The following is an 18520-nucleotide window of genomic DNA, read 5'->3' as shown; positions in this document are numbered from 1 at the left end:
AGGAGGGACTCACCTGCGCATGAATACAGAACGCTACCACGACATACCACCAGGCGCGCTGACGGCCCGAGAGGTCTGCCAGGTGTTGCGAGAGGTGGTGCTCGGACGCCGGACAATGACTAAGGTCGGTAACCAGTCTTGGGAACAGCTATACGCCGGCCATTTCGAGGTCGATGTAGAGGGATGGCGGATCACGATCTACAACGACTGTGATGAGCTGGACTACTGCGAGCGGTGCGTGAGTCCGGAGGGAAACAGCTGGGGTTTCGATCCAGGTGATCGGACAGATCCGATTGCTCTGCTATCGACATGGGAGCATCAGAGCCTAGAGCGGATGCTGAAAGCTCTTTAGTCAGGAGCTGGCGTACCCCAGATGGCCCAGCTGTTGTGAACCAAGCCACGGCTTATAGCGATGTCTCAGCCCTGTGCGTTTCCATCCGTGACGCCCATGGGCCCCGATTGCTCCCCGCACCTAAAGCTCTTCCCCCGTGCTCATCCCAGCACAATGCTCATAGTGAAAAAAAGACCGGCACATTGCTCATAATTTCGCGCCATCTCGGATTTGGTTAGGCTGCGGCTTTCCCAAATTCGGAGGACGATCATGGACAACCAACTGCGAAAGCACGCGAAAGAACTGCGCGAAGCTGCAGACGTTAGCGTCAACCTCGCAGCAATGTGGGCCAACGTTGCTGAGCGAACCTGGAGATCTTGGGAAACCGAGAGCGGCAACGTCACCTCACGCTTACCTTCCCCCGCTGCGCTATGGAGCTTCCTGGCTCGTTCAGGGATCAACATTCGAAAACTGGGTCTTCAGATCGAAGCAAAACCGCGCGGGCTTGCCCTCGCTGTCGCCTGCTACAAGGGAGGCGTCGGGAAGACATCCATCACTGTGAACCTCGCTGCCGCACTTGCTGAATTAGGCTTCAGGGTGGCCGTGGTGACCAATGACTTTAACCACCGTTATGCATGTGAAGATGGCGAGGTGCCGGAGCCTGGTAGCTGGGCGGGTCGAGTTGGGTTCTACGATGAGCGTGATCTCATCACCTTCCCGTCTGCAGTAAAGCAACGACGTAAAAAGATTCGCGACCACCTGGCGGCCCTGCCCCCGAAAGAACGAGCTAGCTACCAGCTTGTACATGCTGAAGAACTGGAAGCTCTGGAGCGGAAACAGCGAGCCACCGAGAAGCTGAGCAGTCTGATCGCGCGGCACGACTACGTGTTGTTTGACGTGAATGGTGAGCTGGAGCTTGTGCGGCGCTTCGCAAACTTGGTTGCCGTGGTCGTGGACACCAACTGTTCGATGGCTGTACGCAGCGCTGGAAAATTCGTCACAGCACTGCAGGACGTCAAATGTCGTGAGACGGCACCCAGCTATTTCGGCTTGCTGACCAATTGTGATGTGGGAGGCGTCAGCACGGCGTTTGAGGAGTTTGTTGGTGACTTCGTGGAACTGAGCGATGAGCAGTACCAGGAGATCAACGAATCAAAATACTCGATCTGTCGGCGCCGCGAGCGGGTACTTGAGCTGGTCGATTCGTTGAGGTTTCCTCTACTGCATACTGAATTGACCGGCGCGTATCGGATTGCCATTGAGATGCTGGAAGACGCTCTGCCTCCGGAACAAGAGTATGGGTATTACAGCGCATTCGTGGACTTCGCACCGCGCTCTCACGCTGCTCGAGAGATGCGGCGCCTAGCAGATGAGCTCATCCATTGGCGGCTTCGCCACATCTGGAATTGACATAGGCGGCCACTTCGTGTCCGTAGCAGCGACATTCTCGTAGCTTCGGTGTCAATGCCGTCGACAGCGAGCTACTTAATTGCTTGGTTCTAAATAAACGGTCAACGAGTACGCAGGCCTTCTCAACCCTACCAATGCCTAGGAGCAGTGGTAGGGGAATTTAAGGAATGGGCAGGAGTCTAGGGGTCACCTGATTTCGCTGCCCATTACCGGCTTATCAGCCGCGCCGCCCGATCATGCGGCTTCCTCAGACTCGTTATTCGCCTTCGCTCGATTTACTTCCCAGGGCAAAGCAGGCTGAGAGCGGATCTTCTTGTACTTACCCTTGGCAAACATGTAGGTCTGCAGCTCCTTGAAACGCCGGCTGCTCCCGACCATCTCGTAGGTAATCAAGAAAGCTACCAGTGGCTTGTTTGCAGTCTGCCAGTGCTCGCAGATCTGATCTGTCGTCAGCTTGAGATCGGTAACCCTGCTGTAGCCAATGAAGGTCTGGAAAACAGCCCCATCGGTCTTTTGTAGCAGCTTAGAGAACTCATTGATGTCAGTGTGGGCTCGCTTCCACTCCCATTCCACAAACGAAAGTGTGTCAGCGTCGCTATAGCGAATCACCGCATCTGTACGCCCCCCTTGCTCAAACAAAGCTCTCGCGCCAAGCAGCGTGGCGCACTGCCTTACGACCAGTCCAAGATGGATTGTCCAGTCGGCACGTCCTGCTATGGCATGCGCCTCAGACACCGGGAAATCCCGGTACCACAGACAATTAAACAATGTGATGAAATCCCTTTCGACTCGCTTCATGTGTTCCCTTAGAGCCATCCATTCTCTGATGTCATTGATGAGGGCCTGGTGGTTGCGATGATGACGTCCTTCTCAATGGTCACCGTTGCCAGGCACCCCTCAGATTTCATCGCGTTGACTAACCTCCGATTTGACTCGGTGTTTCTCACCTTGATCTTCTTGACCTTCGCGCTCACGGTTTTGAAGTCCTCATCGTCGAGCAACCCTAGAGCTGCAGCAATGTCCGGCCACTTCATCCCGGGAAGACATTGTGTCAGCATTTCAGAGCGCTGCTCCGGGGTGAGGCTCGCGTTGCAAACCAGATGTCGCAGTACAGGCATCAGCGAATCAGCAAACCTTGCCCCGGCTTGATTGGCCAGCATAGATACACGGCCGAGCTCTGGAACCGCTTCCGGTTTGCTTTCAATCGTCTCCAGGCTAAGCCCTGACCACATCTGAATTTTCTGTGTGAGTGACAGCGCTTTGCTTTTGCTCAGCGTGAGCATCGTGTCGAGCTGGAGCGAGCTGATATCGATCTCTGCTTTTGCTAGATCCCACCGTTCAACCAGGTACTTGCCTTCGAGGTGAGGGCAAGTATTCAGTACGATCTCCCTGACTTCCGAGCTGTATGGCAAAAATGATGAGGCTACCAGCATGCCCCAGCGACCCTCAGGTAGCGCTGTTTTTATCATTGCTAGGTCTTGAAGCACGACGCCATTGAGCAATACCTGGAGCACGTCATTACTGATACCGGTGGAGCTGAGAAGATACTGTTGCAGCGACCAGTCTGCGCTCGTTGACTGCCACAGCGTGCCCTTGAGAGACGAAGCATTCCGAGCGATGAAGCCGGTGAATACGGCTGTGGGTTCCGATCCGATTTCTTCGTCCGAGACGTTGCCGTTTGGCCCAACGACTTTCTCAAAAAAAATCCACACGACGTCAGCTTTGGCCACCAGGCGATCACTCTCAAGTGCCTTTGCCCAAAGATATCTCGGGGCGTAAGTAAGTGTGTGTAGGTCACAGGTCGTGTGATCGAAGAGTCTATTTGTCAGATCGTGATCTGCGTCCAATTCTGCTATTAAGCTGGTCAAGGAGTCGCTTGATTCATCCAGGACAGCAGACTGATCTAGCAATGCGCTACCGAGCTCATCGGCGTGAGAGAGCAGATAATTACCGAGCCCATTGATGCCCAAAGCCTGTAGCCTACGCAAGGACACGATGCCCACATCTGCAGGTTCGGATTTGGCGTCTTTAGAATCCTGTCCAGCTTCTGACTTCGCGCATATCAGCGATAGCATAGGCAGGTTGATCTTGATGCAGCCCCAGTCGATCAGCCTTTCGAGGTCTGCGAGACTCATCGTATGGCCCAGTGAGGCAAACTGAACCGGGTAAGCCCTGAGCCACGCCCAGGCTCCCACATTGCTCTCTAACCCAGGCATCAGTCGTGAAGCATCTTCCAGCCCATCGATTGTAGGCACCAGATCCGTCGAGGCATCACCGGCCAGGGTCTTGAAGTCGGATTCTGGCAGGTTGTCGACGATTGCTTTGACGAGGGACTGACGGGCCTCGCTTCCTTCAAAAACGCCACCAGCGTCCCCCGTGCCTCTAGCGTTGAAAAGGCTATTAAACAGTTTGGGTTCGAGGCGGTACACGGCGCGAATAAATCCAGCTGCGTCTGTTCGACTCAACAGCTCGCGCACTGCGATGGCCATTCGTTCGGTGTGCCCGTCCAGGCCGCTCCTCAGTATATGGCTTAGCTGTGTGTCTGCTGAGCCAGCCGCGAGCGAGGTTGGCCGGACGCTGAGACAGGCGATCAAATCGACGATGATCCCCCTACCGTCGTCGAGCTCGTCGCTCTTAAGCTTCTCCAGCACGGTACTCGGGCTGTCGACAGGAGTGGACACTTCAGGCAACACGCCACGTCTCAATGAAAGGATCAGATCTTTGTCACCAGGCGTCAGCGATCCCTGATAGAAATAACCTAGGTAGTCGGTGTAGTCGGCATCGAGAAAGCCATGCTGCATCAGATAGCTCACGACATCCAAGCCTGGAAGATTGCTCCTTACGACCTCGCCATACCCTTTCTTGACGGCGGTCGTGAACGACATCCTGATGACCTGATCCGATTGCCTCTGCACCGACGCGATTTCATCTGCGATTGTGCTAAGTCGCCGGCCAAGCAAAGCATGGCGCCGCTCATAGGATGTAGCGGTGAGCAGCTCAGCCTTCGAGACATTTCGAGATGAGTTTCTGGCCCGCCCGTATTGATCCAAGGCAGCCATTGAGAGGGGTCCGGCTTGATTCATTAATACGTCGAACACCTCGTCGGTCACGAACTGCTTCTGCGTGTACTGGGTACCAGTGATTAGGACATGGGTTGCCGTGTCCATTTCGGTCAGTCGAAGAAGCGTGAACCAAACGTAGGCCCTCAGCTCAGTGACATTGTTGGCCAATTCTGAGATTCGATCATCTCGCTCACGTCGCAAGCCATCAAGCTGTCTGGCGTAGGCGCTGTTCTGCTGGATTTTCCAGGCATCGAGGCCCTTAATGACCCCATAGATCGCCCCCCGCCGTTTGACCAGGTCGGCATACGCGCCGGGATGCAGATTGCGAATGGCGACAATCGCAAACAGCTTGTCTGGCTCTAGGCGTAGGCCACTGGCAAGGATATTGGAAAACATATCGAATTCATTGACGATATTTTTCACCAGCCGGAGGTCATCGATGTAGTAGCAGACCGTCTCCACCAGTCGACGGTCAAGGTGTTCGCCCAAGGGTTTCGATTTGAAGGTTCGAAGGTTCAGAAGCTCCATCATCTTTTCTTGTGAGTTTTCCGAGTTGATGACGGGGATCACTGGGACGATGAGGTCAAAAAACTTGGTTTTCTCGCCGACGACGAACATTTCATCGCGCAGCGCGTAGACGAAATAGACGGGTCGTTTCACCTGAGGTGATTGCTTGATGATGAAATTGATTTCCCGCAATCGGGTGAACACGTCATGAATGCCGAATCGGTCGAGATCCTCAATGATCACCACGTCAATGCTGCTTCGCTCAAAGCAGTAAATGATCTCATCGATATTTTTGTGCAGGACGGAGCCATGGTGGGTGGTCTCCAGCTTGCCACCTTTGAGTGTCAAACCATCAATACTGAACAGCGAACTCAGGCGTAGGCACGTGTGTAGCAGGTGTATGCACCCTAACGCGGCGATTCCGACGGCGAGCGGGCTCGGGATCCACAGCAGCCATTCCAGGAGCCAGGCCGGTTCAATCTTGGGCAGCTTCTCTGCCACAGGAAAGTACAGTCTCAGCGCCGCCAAAATGAGGAGGCCATAGCAGAGGGTTTTCCACCAGATTTTCAGGCCAGATGCCTGGTCGATCCTCTTAAAGCGAGTCTTGGGGAGTGTCTTTGCAGGAACGGCGTACAGGAGCTGCTGGACGATCGTCTCCTCGATCCGGGCAACGAGATCAGATTCAGCCTTGTTTTCTTCGGATTTAGAATCCTGCCCTGCCTTTGCAGAGGGCTCGGTTGAGCGAGGAGATTCCGAGGCCGCGTCGGTATCGGTAACAAGCTCATACGCCCCAGAGATCTCAGTGTTCTTGCCGAATGTGGCTAGCGAAACAAATGCGTAGACGAATTCAGGGTGGCGATGGACGAAGGTTCGAAGCACGCTGCTCTTCCCTGCCCCGTACTCCCCCGTGATCGCGATGTTCCTGACTTGATCGTTCCTCAGCCCATTCAATAACTCACGCTCATACCGCTGGATCTTCCCAGGCTCGATGAGTATTGGGGTTAGCGGCTGGAACAGATTCTCATGAGAGGGCGCGGCCAAGAATGCACGTGCGGCTTGATAGGCGCTGACGGCCGCACGTGGGTACCGCTTCAAAGCGGCTAGCTTGCTGCGAGTCTTGTTAGTCCAGGCGTTAGAGGCATCTAATGCCCGGTTATAGAAGGCGCGCAAGCAAATGAACATCCATGTCTCCAAGCAGGCTGACGGCTATCAGGCATTCATCTGCCGAAGATTGAATGATCGATCTTGGGTCTGAGCTGGAAGGTTAACTTCCGGTTAGCCTGATACAAAGGCTGGAATGATAGCTCACTGCCATCTTCGCATACGAGCTCTTTACGCCGGGGATACCGTCACTAAGAATTGCGTCCTCGCACCAAACCATGTGCCGATTGAGCTATTGACCTTTCTCTTGACGCATGGCCAAATGCACATAAGGCTTCCGATTCGTGATGATAAGGTCAGCCAGTAGGCGGGAGGCCCGGGGCTTGCCCCGGGCCTCCCGCCTACTGGCTGAGTGAAAGCAGAGCATTTTAGGGGCCTCCTCGCATGATCGTCCTTGCGAGCTCGGCACTCAACGCTTATGCTTCGACCCATACACATGCGTTTGCTGCGACTCGTCGGCATCCTGAGCAACGTAGGATGCTACAAGACAATGCGTGTGTTAGCCTTTACGTGGATACCTTTTCAGTCTAGACAGGCGCTATAGCGATGAACCTGATCAACGTGCAAGCCCAAAGCCTCAGCTTTTCCAATATCATGGCCTTTAAGGACATGGCACGAGAGCAACAGGTGCAAGCAGTGTACAGCGCTGATCGTAATGCTCTGGAGATGGCTGCCAGCCTAGTAAAATCGGCTCTGAGAGGGAATGCAGCAGCGATTGCGCGCCCTCGACGCTTTTCGGCAGCCTAAAAGAGTGTCGCAGCCCGAGCAACTGCCTGAGGTTGCACCCGATCTGGCTGTAAACGTCACACTATCCCCTTTCCAGCTTTTGGAACGATCCGAAGTTTTTGTCACACTTCGCGATCTGATTCAACGTGCCTATCAGCCTTCAGCGCAAGAGGTTGTGAAGCAACATCACCTCGTGATTGTCGGCGGCCAGTCACTGGCCTTGTGGGCAAGGCAGTATCTCATCGACGAACTGACCGGCGAAGAAGTCGCATTTGTGACCAGCGACGATTTGGACTTCATTGGCAACAGCTCGTCTATCGAACATTGCCGACAAGCCCTCAAAATCGATTTCCGTAAGGCATCAATCGAAGATAACACGCCCAATTTAGCTATAGGTCTTTACGAATGGCAAAAGGACAAACGGCTTGTTGTGGATATTTTGGGGGAAATTGCAGGCGTCGAAGAGAAGGTCTTGCTCAAGAACTTGTCCCTCATCGACCTGGAAGGTGTAGCTATCGCGGTCATTGACCCTGTCACCTGCATTCAATCGCGCCTAGCCAATCTTTTCGCCCTATGGCAGTCAAATCCCCAACGTGAAGCTATCCGAACGAAGATCGCAATCAGAGCCGCGAACTGCTTCATCCGGGAAATCCTCGTTCATGATGGGTACCGTGCAGCCGCCCCAGTCATTAGGCGAGTCAAGAGGCTAGCTCTTTCAGACTACGGCAAGCGTGTATTTGTCGAGTACGGCATCGACGTATTTAATGCAACCCCGAACGACCCAGCCATATTCCCTGCACTGTATAGCACTCGCGAGCGACCAAAGAACGTAAAACAGCTACAGGACATCCGCCGGAGAAAGCTCGTTCAATACAATCGCTTCGGACGAGGCGGCGACATTCACGAGTCCCATACACAGCCGCAGATAATGCCGTTTGACAATCGCTAAGCGAACAATAGCTCAATCGTCTACTATGCCGCTGCGGTCGCGGGAAGGCTTCACATCGCTGCCTGAAAGGTAGATTTCGGTGGTGCTGGGTTGCACGGCCTATTCGTTTAAGTCAGGTCATCACAGCCAAAGCAGGTGGCGATTGCACCTAGCTAAGTCTCTTCCATCTCGGCTTCAGCCTGGAATACCTCAATGAGCTTCTGGTTGTAGTCGTCGAGGTAAGTTTGGAGTCCTTCGCGATCGACCAGTCGTACCCCCGCCGTAGCTGCCAGCTCCTTGGCTGACCTGGTGAAGTATGAGTTGGTGACAACCATGGCTTCATCGCAGCCGTAAAGAGCTTTGGCAGAGATAGCCTGCTGCAACGCTGCGTTACCTACCGAGCCGCTGTAGTTCTTTGCCTGGATGACCATCGTCTTGCCGAAACGGCTCACAAACAGATCTGCGCCTTGATCGGCGGTCTTCTGTGTCTCACGGACGTCGTATCCGATGGTTTGGAAAATCTCGACCAAGAAAGCCTCAAACTGGAACCCATCCATCGCGTCGACCAGGTACATGGTGATGAAGCGATTGGGGTTGAAGTGCTCGAGCTGGCTTCCCAAGCGCTCAACTAGGATGTCGAAGTAGATTTCTTCGCAAAGGCCCAACCCAGACTGGAATGTCTGAAGGGGAAGCAATGGAACGCCGGTCGTGGTGGCAGCCTCGGGGTTGAACTGCAGTCCCGGGAAGGAGGCGTCGCTTTCCCAGAGGTAGTAGTAAAACAGCGCAAGGTCAGCCCGGTATGTCGTACCGGCTTCCTCAATCCACGACCTCAGCGAGCTGGCTAGGTCGGATCGGATGTGGCGAGTAACCTCGCGCGAGAAGCCGGCGTACACAGAATTGAAAGCGGTCTTGAGCAGCAATTTGTCCAACAGCGTAGGCAACTGCTCAAGCTCGTCAAAGCCTCTGCGAATCAATACCTCTCTGAAAAGCTCACGTTCTGAGTAGACGCCATTCATACGTGCGCCTGGCACTGCAGCCTCATCCCCTCCTCGACCCACAGGATCGCGAGTGGTGTGAATGAAGTTGGTGAAATACGGCTGCTTCAGCTCTGAGTACTTTCTGAGAACGCTGTTCAGAAGGTCGTTGAGCTGGGCCTGCTCCTTTTTCTTACCCCAGATGTCCTTCAGGAAGCCCTTCGACTGATACTGAAAATCTGGGTAAAACGATGGATCAAGGGGCGTCAAACCTTGCTGAGCTTGCTGAGGTAGTGAGGCAGAGTCAGCAGACCCGCATTGGGAGCAATAGGTCTCAAAGGTTGAGCGATGACAGTGGTTGCATTGATAGATCACGGTGCGTCCCTGAGTCGTTACGCTGCACATGCACTTGGTCACGAATTAGCTTTGCGCAACCATGCGCTCTGATTGCTGGATCGCCGGCTTGGGCAATGCCATGCGCAGGCTTTCACGGTACTGCTCCGCCGGAGCCTCATGCATGACCTCGACGACAGCATCATAATTATCTCGAATGACCTTCTCGATCTCAGCAATCTCGGCTCGGAAGAACTCTTTCCGCCCGTTGACCTTGTTGAGCCGACCAGCTGCAAAATGCTCGTGGAGCTTCGCTTCCAATGCAGGAGCGTTGTTCGAGAAAACCATCGCATGCACGTCGAACCAGAACGGTACCGACGCGTCACCAAGCTCATCAACTCGATCCATAGGCTCAAGGCGACGAGTCATGCCGATCTTGTAAATCCCTTCCCCGAATGCACCCAGGTTAGAGATCACATACACATACCCGGCCTTAGCATTCTGCTCACGATAATCAATGAGCTTTTCTTCGCTCTCGAGCTCGGCTCGGCCTGCTTCAACCTCGGCCAACTTCACCAGCAGCGCTGAACGCTCTTCTTCAGATTGCACTTGCGCAAGGCGGGCCTGTAGGTCACGCATAGCGGTCGTGAAGTGTTTCCGCTCTTTGGCGATTTTCTCCCGGGCTGCGCGAATTTCCTGCTCGAGCTTCTGCTGCTCTCGAAGCTCTTCTCGGGCGCGTTTGGCCTCTTCCTTTTCCTCTTGCTTCTTGATCTGGAATTCGTGGGCAAGGTGCAGCTCATCGAGCTTAAGGTCGAGGTAAACCCCAGAAATCTCTACGCTCATGATCTTGCCTAGCCGGTTGCAAGCTTCATAGGACTTGAGGATTCGCTTCTCGCCCAGCTCGACGTTGTCGAATTTCACGTTGGCCACGCAGGCATCAGCTTCGTTGTTGAACGAGCGAATCACCAGCTTGATCATGTCGTTGACGAGCTTACGACCTTGGGCCTGGCTGTTGTTCACCGTCCAGTTCGTGTTGCCGGTGGCTGCCTGCCCATTCCTGATCAGGACTTTCTGACGATCACGAACATGATCCAGTCGCGCTTTGTACTCTTGGCTGGAAGTCAGCTTGAACTTAGGCTCATAGAGGGCAAAGCTTTCCAGGAGCAACGTTTCTTCCCAGACGAGTATCTGCCCCTGCAGGTCAGTGGAGCGCTGTGCGAGTGCAGCCAACTCCCTCTCTGAGCGTCGGGTCTCATCGCGTACATCTGCCAGCCTCGCTTGCTCTTGCTCTATCAGCTTCTGGATATTCACCACGTCCATGGCGCCGATTTTCGTAACGAGCTCTTGCAGCTGCGAATGCTGTACCTGGAGCTCCGCAAGCTGTGCTTCAAAAGCGTCTGCACGCTGTCGGTGAGCTGGGCCTTTGAGATAGTCGCTAAACGACATGGGTTCCTTCCTCGTTTTGAGTCGAATGCATAGACCGGAGAAGCACGAGGTAGGTATGGAACGCCCTACGATGATTTGCCGTGCAAAGCCCACACGGCACTAGCTCAATGCACCTCTTCCCTGCTGCGAATGAGCGTAACCGGAGTGGAAGCATAAAGCCATCATGACGACAGCTAGGGTGAAGAGGTTTACGAGTGAATAGTGGTGCTCATATCAAGCTGCTGCCTGGCCTCACTCAACTCCACCTCCGCTTGCCGTAGCTCATTCTTGATGCCCGTCCACACAGAACCAAGCTGGCAATTTTTTCGCGAGAGGCGGTCAACTCCTCTCCCATCACGACCAGCTCATTCTCAAGTAGAAGGCACTGATGCTCGAGCAGCTCCTCTCGAGAGAAAAACGCGAAGCAGTCGTCCTGGGTCTCGTGTGAATTCTTCATAGCGCTCGTCACCGCATGGAGTACAAATGTTCTCCTTCTGAGCTTAGCGAGATACACTGTATGCATCAACAGTGCGTCGACGTAGGGGAACGCTCGTCACACCTCCTCGCTGTCCTGAACAGAGGAACATTCAGACTGAGGCAGGCCGTGACCTCACATTGCTGCCGTGGCGCCACGAAACAGCTACCTCGAACGCCTTCCCCTCAAGCACGTCAATGTCAGCCAGGTAGCTCCGCAGCTCCTGACCTGGTTTTAATACGCTCACCCGCTGAAACGGAATTTTCGCGTCCTCCCGTCTGGCCTCACCATTCTCAAGCGGAGGATTGAAGACAATCCTTATGTCGTAGGCTGTCGCGTTGCCAGTGTTATCCACAACAAGGTCGAAATGTCGCAGTGACCAGCGATTAGGGCTCAAGGTCGCGACCACATGCGGCTGATCTGATGCTTCAACCATCCTTGTGGTTTCTTTTGCAAGCAGCTTCGTCACACGCCAGAGAAATAGAGTGGCGACGGCTGTCACGACTGTCGCAAGCATGCCCCCCACACCGAGCGCTGTGGTTATCCATGATGGATGATCGGGCATAGATTCCCTCCTGAAACGATTTCCGTGAGTTTTCCATGATCAGGGGCCTCCTTAAATCTGAGGCCACCCGCCAGTATACTTTTACGGCCGGTGCTTTTTGAGGAACTGCTGTCCTTGCGCTGCAACCCTGATAGTGGCCCACGACGCCGATACCTCGATAATCGCGATTCCATCATTGCCGTCGCAGTAGTCAAGAAGGTAATCCCGTACCTGTACTGCGGTTCGATTGGTGTCCAGCAGCCAAACGGACGCAAGCAGCTTGGCGTCAGTACCCAAAGACGCCAGCCCCTTCTTCATTCTCTCGTAATCCCTACCGGCCTGGTGCAGGTCGTAAGACACAACGTACTGAGGCATATCCTTTCCCTTTGATTGAGTTGAGCCGAAAACAGGCGCGCTGGCGACTCATATCAATATGCCACGCAGCAAGCTTGCAGCAACAGACCTTGACCGCCGCGGCCAAACGGGGAGCCTGGGTTTAGTGGCGCACATGAAAAAGCCCCGCCAGATCGTCTCTGTGCGGGGCTCATCTAAACCTTGCGCTGGTACGCTGCTGGTACGGCTACCGGGTTCTGGTAGGAAAAAACAGCGTATCCATTGAATTTTATGGCGTCCCAGGCAGGAATTGAACCTGCAACCTTCCCCTTAGGAGGGGGATGCTCTATCCAATTGAGCTACTGAGACGCAAACACCGGCAGCGAGCGCTGCACAGCGGGACGGCGAGCATGTTAACCAGCATGCCAGCGTTTGTCATGCCTGTACCGGGCTTTTTCGCGTAATCCTTTTCTGGCACTACGTCGCCCCGGGCAGCACGCCCGTTTCGCGCAGCAGTGTGAACAGGCCGGCGACGGCTGTTTCCAGGCGCTTGGAATTGTCCAGCACATGCACGGTGGGGTCGCTGGTGTGCTGTAAACGTGCATTACGGGCAAGGCGCTGCTCGACTTGCGCCGCCGTTTCCCGCCCGCGGGCCAACAAGCGCTCGCGCAGCACTTCGGGGCTGACTTCGACCAGCACCGCCAACAGGTCCGGGTAACGCGCACGGGCTTCGGCCAAATAGGCGCGCGAGCCATTGACCAGCACCGGCCTGCCTGCCTGCAGCCAGTGGTCCACCTGCACCGGAATGCCATAGTCCAGGCCATTGGCCTGCCAATGCATGGCGAACGCGCCATGCGCGAGCAGGTCGGCGAATTGCTGCGGGGTAACGCCATGGGCCGCTTCGCCCCGCGCTTCGGCCGAGCGGGTAATGACCCTGCGGGCGACTTCCACGCCCGCGGCAGCCAGTCGTTCACGGGAAGCGTCCAAGATGGAATCCTTTCCGGCCCCTGATGGGCCCATCAAAAATATCAGCCGCCCTGCCCCTGATCGGCGGTCGCTTGCGTCATGTTGCATAGCCACTATGCTCTATGGAGGGAACCCGGCGCATTCTAGGGGTTTTCCTGGTCTTTTGCTGTTTTTTACCAGTTTTTGACGGCAAAAGGCTGACGGTCAAGCGAGCCGGAGCATGTAAAACTTTTCAAACCAGTACTCATTTCTGATAATTGGTACTGGCACAAAGCCTTTACCCGGCTCACTATTTGTCACAGAATTGACGCCAAGGAAACGGCGACCTTGAGGCAAGATGAGCATCCAATTTTCACTGACGGTTGAACATTTTGTCGCCACGACGGTCGTATTTTCACCCCCGTGCGGCCAATTTGAGAACCGCTTCCCCTGAACCAAAATCCGGTCAATTTATATGCGCCCAATGAAACAGGCTATTTATTCGAGCCGCACCGCTGACAAGTTCGTCGTCCGCCTGCCAGACGGAATGCGTGAGCGCATTGCCGAGGTAGCGCGCAACCATCACCGCAGCATGAACTCCGAAATCATCGCACGCCTGGAGCAGAGCCTTATCCAGGAAGGCGCGTTGGGTGACGAGCTGAGCATGCGCCTGGACAGCCCGGAGCTGTCCCTGCATGAACGCGAGTTGCTGCAACGTTTCCGTCAGCTCTCCCACCGCCAGCAAAACGCCTTGGTTGCGCTGATCGCGCACGATGCAGAGATGGCAGCCGACGCTTCCTGAAGGTTGCCAGCGGATACAAAAAAGCCAGCGTCAGCTGGCTTTTTTGTGGGTCACTACAGGGAATTCGCCCCCCTGTAGGAGCGGCCTTGTGTCGCGATGGGGCGCGCAGCGGCCCTGGGTTCTGGCGTTACAGCCGACATTGCCGGGGCCGCGCTGCGGCCCTTTCGCGACACAAGGCCGCTCCTACCGGGATCGCGTAAGGCAAGAAAGGGGTTACAGCAAGAATAGCGTCGCCAGCCCCAGGAAGATGAAGAACCCGCCACTGTCGGTAACAGCCGTGATCATCACACTCGCGCCCATCGCCGGGTCCCGCCCCAGTCGCGCCAGGGTCATCGGGATAAGCACGCCCATCAGCGCGGCCAGCAACAGGTTGAGGGTCATCGCTGCGGTCATCACCACCCCCAATGACCAGCTGCCATACAGCCAGAAAGCCACCGCACCGATCACCCCGCCCCACACCAGGCCGTTGATCAGCGATACCGCCAGCTCTTTACGCATCAAACGGCTGGTATTGCCCGGCGACACCTGATCCAGCGCCATGGCACGGACGATCATGGTGATGGTCTGGTTACCGGAGTTGCCACCAATACCGGCAACGATCGGCATCAACGCGGCCAAGGCCACCAGTTTTTCAATCGAACCCTCGAACACGCCGATGACCCGCGAAGCCAGAAACGCGGTGATCAGGTTGATCGCCAGCCAGGCCCAACGGTTGCGGAACGAACGCCAGACCGAGGCGAAGATGTCCTCTTCTTCGCGCAGACCGGCCATGTTGAGGACTTCGCTCTCGCTTTCCTCACGAATCAGGTCGACCATTTCGTCGATGGTCAAACGGCCGATCAGGCGCTCGCTCTTGTCGACCACCGGCGCCGATACCAGGTCGTAACGCTCAAAGGCCTGCGCGGCATCGTAGGCATCTTCCTCGGGCTGGAAAGACACGGGGTCGGTCGCCATGACCTCCGCGACTTTCTTCTCCGGGTCGTTGACCAACAGGCGCTTGATCGGCAACACCCCTTTGAGGATGCCGTCGTAATCGACCACGAACAGTTTGTCGGTATGGTTGGGCAGTTCTTTGAGGCGGCGCAGGTAGCGCAGCACCACTTCCAGGCTGACGTCTTCGCGGATGGTGACCATCTCGAAGTCCATCAGCGCACCGACCTGCTCCTCGTCGTAGCTCAGCGCGGAACGCACCCGCTCGCGTTGCTGGGCATCCAGCGTTTCCATCAGCTCGTGGACAACGTCACGCGGCAACTCAGGCGCCAGGTCAGCCAGTTCGTCGGCGTCCATTTCCTTGGCCGCCGCCAGCAGCTCGTGGTCGTCCATGTCGGCAATCAGCGACTGACGTACGGAGTCGGAGACTTCGAGCAGGATGTCGCCGTCGCGATCCGAGCGCACCAGCTGCCAGACCGTCAGGCGGTCTTCCAGGGGCAAGGCTTCGAGGATGTAGGCGACGTCGGCGGGGTGAAGGTCATCGAGCTTGCGCTGCAACTCGACGAGGTTCTGGCGGTGGACCAGGTTCTCGACCAGGTCGTTGTGCGCACCTTCCTGGCGGTGGGTCAGGTCTTCGACCACACGCTGGCGCTGCAGCAACTCGATCACTTGGGCCAGGCGATCCTGCAGGCTGTCCTGTGCTTTTTTTACTTCTACTTCGGTCATAGGCGAACTCCACTCCCAGCAGCGGAGCACGCCGGGAGAATCAATCGGTCAGATCTTTCGGTATGAATCGTGTTAGCGAGTAACTACTGGGTAAGTCCATGGTGGTTTTCCACAAGCCCCGGCGGGGCTGACGGGCGCAATCATACACTGCTAAAGCTGTCAGATCGCTTAAATTTTTGGCTAGAACAATCGTTTGCGCGATAAAGCTGGGACAACGCACGAAGCCAACAGTGCGACGGTTGTCATGGGTACGAAAGCACATTGAATTTCGCATATGTCGCGGCAGTGCGGCCTTGGGGCTGCGAAGCGCCACGGCCACGGCACAACCTTTACAGGAAAGCTTAGATGGCCATGGTCGACAATTCTGTGACACGCAGAAACAAAAAGCCCGCTCTGTTGAGCGGGCTTTTTGATGGGGTATGGCGGACTCAGCAGGATTCGAACCTGCGACCGCTCGGTTCGTAGCCGAGTACTCTATCCAGCTGAGCTATGAGTCCGTGATGGTAGTTTTAGACCAGATTACCACTGGTTGACTGAAGTAGCCTTGCAAGCAAAACCACTTCAAAAAGTGGCGGACTCAGCAGGATTCGAACCTGCGACCGCTCGGTTCGTAGCCGAGTACTCTATCCAGCTGAGCTATGAGTCCGCGATTGGCAGTTTTAGACCAGATACCGCTGGTTGACTGAAGCAGCCTTGCAAGCAAAACCACTTCAAAAAGTGGCGGACTCAGCAGGATTCGAACCTGCGACCGCTCGGTTCGTAGCCGAGTACTCTATCCAGCTGAGCTATGAGTCCGCGATTGGCAGTTTTAGACCAGATACCGCTGGTTGATTGAAGCAGCCTTGAAAACAAAGCCACTTCAAAAGTGGCGGACTCAGCAGGATTCGAACCTGCGACCGCTCGGTTCGTAGCCGAGTACTCTATCCAGCTGAGCTATGAGTCCGTGTCTTGCCGCGCATTATAGGTCGCTGAAACATTTTTGCAAGAACGTTTTCGTTTAAAATCAACTACTTAGCGTTCCTACCCGTTACAGCGCCCTACGCAAATAATGGCGGTGAAGGGGGGATTCGAACCCCCGATACCCTTATGAGGTATACTCCCTTAGCAGGGGAGCGCCTTCGGCCACTCGGCCACCTCACCGCAACACGAGGCGAATATTAAAGAACCTCTTTCACCTTTGCAACCCTTTTTTTGAAAAAAACTTCAAAAAAATTAAAGGCTTGGCTCTTCATCCTTCTCTTTCTTGATCCGCAGGTAGATTTCCTCGCGGTGAACAGCCACTTCCTTCGGCGCGCTAACGCCTATACGTACCTGGTTGCCCTTCACGCCGAGCACCGTCACGGTAATCTCGCCGTCTCCAATGATCAGGCTCTCGGCGCACCGACGAGTCAGAATCAACATAGCTTTCTCCTTACGCAAAACATTCAGGGGTAACAGTCTTGGGGTCAGGGCCGGCCGCGGACGACGACCAGCCCGGTCGCACGCTGCACAGGGCAGGACAGGGCCTGCGCAGCGAGCAGAAACACGAAGGGCGCGGCTGGTGCCGCGCCCTTGCAGTGCAGCGCCTTACTCGCCCTGTCGGGCTGGGGCGTCAAGCTCGAACGCGGTGTGCAGCGCGCGTACGGCCAGCTCCAGGTACTTTTCTTCGATCACGACCGAAACCTTGATCTCGGAGGTGGAGATCATCTGGATGTTGATGCTCTCCTTGGCCAGCGCCTCGAACATGCGGCTGGCAACCCCGGCGTGCGAGCGCATGCCGACGCCAACGATGGAGACCTTGGCGATCTTGGTGTCGCCGATCACTTCGCGGGCACCGATTTCGCGGGCGGTGTTTTCCAGCACGCTCTGCGCCTTCTCGTACTCGTTGCGGTGCACGGTGAAGGTGAAGTCGGTGGTGTTATCGTGGGCAACGTTCTGCACGATCATGTCCACTTCGATGTTCGAAGCACTGATCGGGCCGAGGATCTTGAAGGCCACGCCCGGGGTGTCCGGCACGCCGCGAATGGTCAGCTTGGCTTCATCACGGTTGAAGGCGATACCGGAAATGATCGGCTGTTCCATGGATTCCTCTTCATCAATGGTAATGAGGGTACCCGGACCCTCCTTGAAGCTGTGCAGCACGCGCAGCGGAACGTTGTACTTGCCGGCGAACTCCACCGAACGGATCTGCAGCACCTTGGAACCGAGGCTGGCCATTTCCAGCATCTCTTCGAAGGTGATCTTCTCCAGGCGACGGGCCTGCGGCACTACGCGCGGGTCGGTGGTGTAGACGCCATCCACATCGGTGTAGATCTGGCACTCGTCAGCTTTCAGCGCCGCCGCCAGGGCCACGCCGGTGGTGTCGGAGCCGCCGCGACCGAGGGTGGTGATGCTGCCGTGCTCGTCGACCCCCTGGAAGCCCGCAACCACGACCACGCGGCCTTCCTTGAGGTCGGCACGAATCTTGTGGTCGTCGATTTGCAGGATGCGCGCCTTGTTGTGCGCGCTGTCAGTGAGAATGCGCACCTGGTTGCCGGTGTAGGACACCGCTGGCACACCACGCTTGATCAAGGCCATGGTCAGCAAGGCAATGGTCACCTGCTCACCGGTCGACACGATCACGTCCAGTTCACGCGGAACCGGCTGATCGGTGATCTGCTTGGCCAGGTCGATCAGGCGATTGGTTTCACCGCTCATGGCCGACAGCACGACGACCAGGTCGTCGCCCGCTTCACGGTGTTTCTTGACCTTATCGGCTACCTGCTCGATCCGCTCGATGGAACCGACAGAGGTGCCGCCAAATTTCTGTACGATCAACGCCATTTCAATGGTGCCTCAGCCCATACAGGGCCCCAAAAAACAATCCAACATGAAGGGGTGGCGGAAGTGGCCGGTGACGCTGCTGCCTGCCACCGGGTGCGGCACCCGG

At 55.8% G+C, this 18520-nt stretch carries 15 protein-coding genes and 6 tRNA genes; 5 read left to right on the top strand and 16 right to left on the bottom strand.

The annotated features are described in order from the left end of the window. Positions 1 to 19: 19 nt before the first annotated feature. Positions 20 to 352, top strand: a complete 333-nt coding sequence (locus tag GEV39_RS07430) for a DUF7693 family protein (protein ID WP_173888026.1) — start codon at positions 20 to 22, stop codon at positions 350 to 352. A 249-nt stretch (positions 353 to 601) separates the two neighbouring features. Then, positions 602 to 1741 carry an AAA family ATPase gene (locus GEV39_RS07425; RefSeq protein ID WP_173888025.1) on the top strand — a complete coding sequence of 380 codons (1140 nt, stop codon included), beginning with the start codon at positions 602 to 604 and terminating at the stop codon, positions 1739 to 1741. Positions 1742 to 1975: 234 nt separating this feature from the next. On the opposite strand, the gene GEV39_RS07420 is transcribed toward GEV39_RS07425, so the two are convergent. Beyond that, positions 1976 to 2539, bottom strand: coding sequence for a hypothetical protein (locus GEV39_RS07420; RefSeq protein ID WP_173888024.1), 564 nt, complete (start codon positions 2537 to 2539; stop codon positions 1976 to 1978). An 8-nt stretch (positions 2540 to 2547) separates the two neighbouring features. After that, on the bottom strand, positions 2548 to 6492 hold the full coding sequence (locus tag GEV39_RS07415) for a YobI family P-loop NTPase (protein ID WP_173888023.1): 3945 nt from the start codon (positions 6490 to 6492) through the stop codon (positions 2548 to 2550). A 525-nt stretch (positions 6493 to 7017) separates the two neighbouring features. On the opposite strand from GEV39_RS07415, the gene GEV39_RS07410 reads away from it, so the two are divergent. Continuing rightward, a complete protein-coding gene (locus GEV39_RS07410; RefSeq protein ID WP_173888022.1) occupies positions 7018 to 7218 on the top strand; it encodes a hypothetical protein in 201 nt (66 codons plus the stop codon). Then, complete coding sequence (locus GEV39_RS07405; RefSeq protein ID WP_249414325.1) at positions 7175 to 8146, top strand: hypothetical protein; 972 nt, start codon at positions 7175 to 7177, stop codon at positions 8144 to 8146. The genes GEV39_RS07410 and GEV39_RS07405 overlap by 44 nt, the downstream gene beginning before the upstream one ends. Positions 8147 to 8298: 152 nt before the next feature. Here GEV39_RS07405 and GEV39_RS07400 read toward each other — a convergent pair whose 3' ends face one another. The 6 genes from GEV39_RS07400 to phnN form a co-directional block, all read right to left on the bottom strand. Then, entirely contained in the window at positions 8299 to 9474 is a 1176-nt protein-coding gene (locus tag GEV39_RS07400; RefSeq protein WP_173888021.1) for a restriction endonuclease, read from the bottom strand. A 45-nt stretch (positions 9475 to 9519) separates the two neighbouring features. After that, on the bottom strand, positions 9520 to 10878 hold the full coding sequence (locus GEV39_RS07395; protein ID WP_173888020.1) for an SNIPE associated domain-containing protein: 1359 nt from the start codon (positions 10876 to 10878) through the stop codon (positions 9520 to 9522). Between the two features lie 566 nt (positions 10879 to 11444). Beyond that, the gene (locus GEV39_RS07390) at positions 11445 to 11897 is read right to left on the bottom strand and encodes a DUF8453 domain-containing protein (protein ID WP_218581701.1); all 453 of its coding nucleotides are present in this window, start codon (positions 11895 to 11897) and stop codon (positions 11445 to 11447) included. An 81-nt stretch (positions 11898 to 11978) separates the two neighbouring features. Next, complete coding sequence (locus tag GEV39_RS07385; RefSeq protein WP_173888019.1) at positions 11979 to 12251, bottom strand: hypothetical protein; 273 nt, start codon at positions 12249 to 12251, stop codon at positions 11979 to 11981. 250 nt (positions 12252 to 12501) lie between these two features. Next, positions 12502 to 12578 (bottom strand) — tRNA-Arg (locus GEV39_RS07380). Between the two features lie 108 nt (positions 12579 to 12686). Then, positions 12687 to 13283: a phosphonate metabolism protein/1,5-bisphosphokinase (PRPP-forming) PhnN gene (gene phnN / locus GEV39_RS07375; RefSeq protein WP_173888018.1), complete on the bottom strand. Its 597-nt coding sequence runs from the start codon at positions 13281 to 13283 to the stop codon at positions 12687 to 12689. Positions 13284 to 13629: 346 nt separating this feature from the next. On the opposite strand from phnN, the gene GEV39_RS07370 reads away from it, so the two are divergent. Continuing rightward, positions 13630 to 13956 (top strand): Arc family DNA-binding protein, encoded by a 327-nt coding sequence (locus GEV39_RS07370; RefSeq protein WP_009681471.1) that lies wholly within the window; start codon positions 13630 to 13632, stop codon positions 13954 to 13956. Between the two features lie 213 nt (positions 13957 to 14169). On the opposite strand, the gene mgtE is transcribed toward GEV39_RS07370, so the two are convergent. The 8 genes from mgtE to GEV39_RS07330 all read right to left on the bottom strand — a co-directional run bounded on the left by mgtE (position 14170) and on the right by GEV39_RS07330 (position 18414). Further along, positions 14170 to 15612 carry a magnesium transporter gene (mgtE, locus tag GEV39_RS07365; protein WP_009681472.1) on the bottom strand — a complete coding sequence of 481 codons (1443 nt, stop codon included), beginning with the start codon at positions 15610 to 15612 and terminating at the stop codon, positions 14170 to 14172. Between the two features lie 420 nt (positions 15613 to 16032). Next, positions 16033 to 16109: transfer RNA gene (locus GEV39_RS07360), tRNA-Arg, on the bottom strand. Positions 16110 to 16181: 72 nt separating this feature from the next. Continuing rightward, positions 16182 to 16258, bottom strand: a tRNA-Arg gene (locus GEV39_RS07355). 72 nt (positions 16259 to 16330) lie between these two features. Beyond that, positions 16331 to 16407 (bottom strand) — tRNA-Arg (locus GEV39_RS07350). A gap of 71 nt (positions 16408 to 16478) precedes the next feature. Beyond that, a tRNA-Arg gene (locus tag GEV39_RS07345) sits at positions 16479 to 16555 on the bottom strand. Positions 16556 to 16661: 106 nt separating this feature from the next. Next, positions 16662 to 16752: transfer RNA gene (locus tag GEV39_RS07340), tRNA-Ser, on the bottom strand. A gap of 72 nt (positions 16753 to 16824) precedes the next feature. After that, positions 16825 to 17013 carry a carbon storage regulator CsrA gene (gene csrA / locus GEV39_RS07335; protein WP_003254503.1) on the bottom strand — a complete coding sequence of 63 codons (189 nt, stop codon included), beginning with the start codon at positions 17011 to 17013 and terminating at the stop codon, positions 16825 to 16827. Between the two features lie 165 nt (positions 17014 to 17178). Continuing rightward, on the bottom strand, positions 17179 to 18414 hold the full coding sequence (locus GEV39_RS07330; protein ID WP_009681473.1) for an aspartate kinase: 1236 nt from the start codon (positions 18412 to 18414) through the stop codon (positions 17179 to 17181). Positions 18415 to 18520 lie beyond the last annotated feature (106 nt).

The sequence above is a fragment of the Pseudomonas sp. NY5710 genome, assembly GCF_013305665.1.
Classification (GTDB): domain Bacteria; phylum Pseudomonadota; class Gammaproteobacteria; order Pseudomonadales; family Pseudomonadaceae; genus Aquipseudomonas; species Aquipseudomonas juntendi.
Note: the sequence above shows the minus strand (reverse complement) of the source record. Positions and strands in the feature narration are given on the sequence as shown.

Excerpts from the sequence above, each read along its gene's own strand:
- GEV39_RS07425 (WP_173888025.1), top strand. The coding sequence starts at position 602 with ATGGACAACCAACTGCGAAAGCACGCGAAAGAACTGCGCGAAGCTGCA.
- csrA (WP_003254503.1), bottom strand. The coding sequence starts at position 17,013 with ATGTTGATTCTGACTCGTCGGTGCGCCGAGAGCCTGATCATTGGAGAC.
- GEV39_RS07415 (WP_173888023.1), bottom strand. The coding sequence starts at position 6,492 with ATGTTCATTTGCTTGCGCGCCTTCTATAACCGGGCATTAGATGCCTCT.
- GEV39_RS07405 (WP_249414325.1), top strand. The coding sequence starts at position 7,175 with ATGCAGCAGCGATTGCGCGCCCTCGACGCTTTTCGGCAGCCTAAAAGA.
- GEV39_RS07385 (WP_173888019.1), bottom strand. The coding sequence starts at position 12,251 with ATGCCTCAGTACGTTGTGTCTTACGACCTGCACCAGGCCGGTAGGGAT.
- phnN (WP_173888018.1), bottom strand. The coding sequence starts at position 13,283 with ATGCAACATGACGCAAGCGACCGCCGATCAGGGGCAGGGCGGCTGATA.
- GEV39_RS07430 (WP_173888026.1), top strand. The coding sequence starts at position 20 with ATGAATACAGAACGCTACCACGACATACCACCAGGCGCGCTGACGGCC.
- GEV39_RS07390 (WP_218581701.1), bottom strand. The coding sequence starts at position 11,897 with ATGCCCGATCATCCATCATGGATAACCACAGCGCTCGGTGTGGGGGGC.
- GEV39_RS07330 (WP_009681473.1), bottom strand. The coding sequence starts at position 18,414 with ATGGCGTTGATCGTACAGAAATTTGGCGGCACCTCTGTCGGTTCCATC.
- mgtE (WP_009681472.1), bottom strand. The coding sequence starts at position 15,612 with ATGACCGAAGTAGAAGTAAAAAAAGCACAGGACAGCCTGCAGGATCGC.
- GEV39_RS07420 (WP_173888024.1), bottom strand. The coding sequence starts at position 2,539 with ATGAAGCGAGTCGAAAGGGATTTCATCACATTGTTTAATTGTCTGTGG.
- GEV39_RS07395 (WP_173888020.1), bottom strand. The coding sequence starts at position 10,878 with ATGTCGTTTAGCGACTATCTCAAAGGCCCAGCTCACCGACAGCGTGCA.
- GEV39_RS07370 (WP_009681471.1), top strand. The coding sequence starts at position 13,630 with ATGCGCCCAATGAAACAGGCTATTTATTCGAGCCGCACCGCTGACAAG.
- GEV39_RS07410 (WP_173888022.1), top strand. The coding sequence starts at position 7,018 with ATGAACCTGATCAACGTGCAAGCCCAAAGCCTCAGCTTTTCCAATATC.